Origin of the sequence: Pseudomonas sp. HMWF006 (genome assembly GCF_003061205.1) — a bacterium.
Classification (GTDB): domain Bacteria; phylum Pseudomonadota; class Gammaproteobacteria; order Pseudomonadales; family Pseudomonadaceae; genus Aquipseudomonas; species Aquipseudomonas monsensis.
On sequence record NZ_QAIU01000577.1, the window covers coordinates 1 to 2,394 of the forward strand.

Annotated in this window: 3 protein-coding genes; 2 read left to right on the forward strand and 1 reads right to left on the reverse strand. The window is 61.4% G+C overall.

The annotated features are described in order from the left end of the window. A partial coding sequence (locus DBR24_RS26425) for a double zinc ribbon domain-containing protein (protein WP_146189126.1) occupies positions 1–443 on the reverse strand: 443 nt, incomplete at its 3' end. 91 nt (positions 444–534) lie between these two features. On the opposite strand from DBR24_RS26425, the gene bioB reads away from it, so the two are divergent. After that, positions 535–1,590: a biotin synthase BioB gene (bioB, locus tag DBR24_RS26430; protein ID WP_128616182.1), complete on the forward strand. Its 1,056-nt coding sequence runs from the start codon at positions 535–537 to the stop codon at positions 1,588–1,590. A 161-nt stretch (positions 1,591–1,751) separates the two neighbouring features. Beyond that, the coding region (locus DBR24_RS33935; protein WP_371921364.1) for an aminotransferase class I/II-fold pyridoxal phosphate-dependent enzyme at positions 1,752–2,394 on the forward strand (643 nt) is incomplete at its 3' end.

The following is a 2,394-nucleotide window of genomic DNA, read 5'->3' on the forward strand; positions in this document are numbered from 1 at the left end:
ATGTTGGCGCGCTGGTTGAACCCGCGTTGACGCAGACGTTTGTTCGCCAGCGGCACTGGCAACAACACATCCGGACGCGGCAACCCCTCATCGAAACGATGTTGCAGGTATTGTCCGGCAACGTCGGCGAGCAGGTGACCAAACGGCCATTTCGCGTTGTGTTTAAAGCGCGTAATCAAACTGTCGACCGGGAAGCCATAGCGCCACGGCACCACCACCTGTTCGAACGCCGGCGGCTCTAGCAGGCACTCGCCACAGGTCAGGTCGGCGGCGGAGAGTGGCAGGGCGCAGCGCTGGCAATGGTCGCCGAGCCATGGCAGTTCGGTTTCGCAGGCCACGCAGAGGGGCGTTTTTTCGTCTGCAGGCTCATCGCACAGTAAGCAGGTCTGTACGTTTTTTAAACAGATGTAAACCTGTCCTTTGTATCGTGGTTGACAGCGCATGACTCTTCCTTAAATATGCCGAACATCCGTGTAGCGCCTGTGGGTATTCCGTTTCCCCGGTCGCGAGCCAAGCATAACCAAGGAACTACCCATGAGCGCGAGCACTACTGCCACCCTGCGTCACGACTGGTCTCTGGCCGAAGTCAAAGCCCTCTTCGTACAGCCATTCAACGACTTGCTGTTCCAGGCGCAGACCGTGCACCGCGCACACTTCAACGCCAACCGCGTGCAGGTTTCGACCCTGCTGTCGATCAAGACCGGCGCCTGCCCGGAAGACTGCAAGTACTGCCCACAGTCCGGTCACTACAACACCGGTCTGGAAAAAGAAAAGCTGATGGAAGTGCAGAAGGTTCTCGAAGAGGCCGCCCGCGCCAAAGCCATCGGTTCGACGCGCTTCTGCATGGGCGCGGCGTGGAAACACCCGTCGGCCAAAGACATGCCGTACGTGCTGAAGATGGTCGAAGGCGTGAAAGCCATGGGTCTGGAAACCTGCATGACCCTCGGTCGTCTCGATCAGGAGCAGACCGCAGCGCTGGCCAAGGCCGGCCTCGATTACTACAACCACAACCTCGACACCTCGCCTGAGTTCTACGGCAGCATCATCACCACCCGTACTTACAGCGAGCGCCTGCAGACCCTGGCCTACGTGCGTGAGTCGGGAATGAAGATCTGCTCCGGCGGTATTCTCGGCATGGGCGAGTCGCTGGACGACCGCGCCAATCTGCTGATCCAGTTGGCCAACCTGCCGGAGCATCCGGAATCGGTGCCGATCAACATGCTGGTGAAGGTCGCCGGTACGCCGCTGGAAAACGCCGACGATGTTGATCCGTTCGACTTCATCCGTATGCTCGCCGTAGCGCGCATCCTCATGCCGCAATCCCACGTGCGCCTGTCCGCCGGCCGCGAAGCGATGAACGAGCAGATGCAGGCCCTGGCGTTCTTCGCCGGCGCCAACTCGATTTTCTACGGCGACAAGTTGCTGACGACGGCCAACCCGCAGGCCGACAAGGACATGCAACTGTTCGCACGTCTGGGCATTCAACCGGAAGCGCGCGAAGAGCATTCCGATGAAGTGCACCAGGCGGCGATCGAGCAGGCGCTGGTGGAGCAGAAGAGCAGCGAGCAGTTCTATAACGCTGCGGTCTGATTTCTTTGATGCGATACAAAACCCTGTGGGAGCTGGCGCGCCAGCGATAGCGGACTGGATGGCGACATCTATGTCGAATGTGCCGCCGCCATCGCTGGCGAACCAGCTCCCACAGGCGCTGTGTCCATCGTGATTCATGTGATCTGACTGTCGAGGCCTGCATGTCTTTCGATCTCGCCGCACGCCTTGCTGCCCGTCGTGCCGAAAATCTCTATCGCCAGCGACCGCTGCTCGAGTCCCCGCAAGGGCCTGAAGTGGTGGTCGACGGCCAGCCGTTGCTGGCGTTCTGTAACAACGATTACCTGGGCCTGGCCAATCACCCGCAGGTGATCGAAGCCTGGCGTGCCGGCGCCGCGCGTTGGGGCGTGGGTGGCGGGGCGTCGCATCTGGTGATCGGCCATAGCGCCCCGCACCATGCCCTCGAAGAAGCGCTCGCCGATCTCACCGGTCGCCCGCGTGCGCTGCTGTTCACCACCGGTTACATGGCCAACCTCGGCGCGGTCACGGCGCTGGTCGGGCAGGGTGATACGGTGCTGGAAGACCGCCTCAACCACGCCTCGTTGCTGGATGCGGGGCTGTTGTCCGGCGCGCGCTTCAATCGTTATCTGCACAACGATGCCGACAGCCTGGCCAAGCGTCTGGAGAAAGCCACCGGCAATACGCTGGTGGTCACCGATGGCGTGTTCAGCATGGACGGTGATATTGCCGACCTGCCCGCACTGGCCCGTGAAGCCAAAGCCAAAGGCGCGTGGTTGATGGTCGATGATGCCCACGGTTTCGGGCCGCTGGGCGCGAACGGCGGTG